The 1,137-nt window shown below is 56.1% G+C and carries 1 protein-coding gene; it reads right to left on the reverse strand.

The window, feature by feature from the left end:
- Nucleotides 1-1,066: IS1182 family transposase (locus tag AC1DXW_RS30895; protein ID WP_477760902.1), on the reverse strand; the 1,066-nt coding region annotated here is incomplete at its 3' end.
- Nucleotides 1,067-1,137: the final 71 nt, after the last annotated feature.

Consider the following 1,137-nt stretch of genomic DNA (forward strand, 5'->3'; position numbering starts at 1 on the left):
CGCGCCAGATCAGCACTTCCTTGGCGGGGCAGACGTACACATCTTTGTCCGCGTCGTAAACAAACTCGTCATTGTTGAAGCGGCCATCGAATTTGGCGCGCGAGCTCAGCGTCTTCGGTACATAAGCGCTAATCCCTGCCTCGTGGCAGGCAAGGATCTCCCCGCKTTTGTAATACCCCCGGTCAGCCACCACCGACAACGATTCGAGTTTCATCGCCTCACGGGCCTGCTGGGCCATCGAACTGAGCTGATCACGGTCGTGACCCTCATTGGTCACCTCGTGCGCGACGATCAGATGGTGCTTGGTATCGACCGCCGTCTGTACGTTGTAACCCACGATTCCTTTGCCGCTCGTCATCATCGAGCGGGCGTCTGGGTCGGTCAGCGAGATCTGTTTGTCCGGCGACTCCTCAAGCTGTATTTCAATCGCCTGAAGTGCCTTCATCTGCTCCTTCAGTTTGACGATTTTCTCTTCCAGGCCGCCTTTGGGCCCTGAAGACTTGGTCTCTTCGCGATCAGCTGCATCCAGCGCCTTTAGATAACTGGTGATGCTCGATTCGATTTCTTCCATCCGGCGCTTCAGCTTGGCGCTGGTGAAATTGCGGTCGCGGTGGTTCACCGCCTTGAATTTACTGCCGTCGATAGCAACGAGGTTTTCCGAAAAAAGCCCCAACTGCTGGCACAGCACAACAAACTGGCGGCAAACGCCTCGAATGGCCTTGCCGTTGTCTTTGCGGAAGTTGGCGATGGTCTTGAAATCCGGCATCAAGCGACCGGTAAGCCACATCAATTCGACGTTGCGCTGCGCCTCGCGCTCAAGGCGTCGGCTCGACTGGATGCGGTTTAGATAGCCGTARATGTAGATCTTCAGCATGACTGCGGGGTGGTAGGCCGGTCGGCCAGTTTCAGCAGGGACAGCGCTTTCAAAACCCAAGGTGATCAGGTCGAGTTCATCCACGAAGACATCGACAACGCGCACCGGATTAGTGTCGCTGACGTAATCGTCCAGGCTCTCGGGGAGCAGGGTCCTTTGACCTCGGTGTTCACCTTGAATGAAGCGTTTCATGGGCAGCCCTTGCGATGAAATCCGGGGCAATCATAGCAAGGGTTGGCTTTGGCGTTTTGACACACTCTGGG

This window comes from Pseudomonas sp. P4_C4 (genome assembly GCF_056402055.1).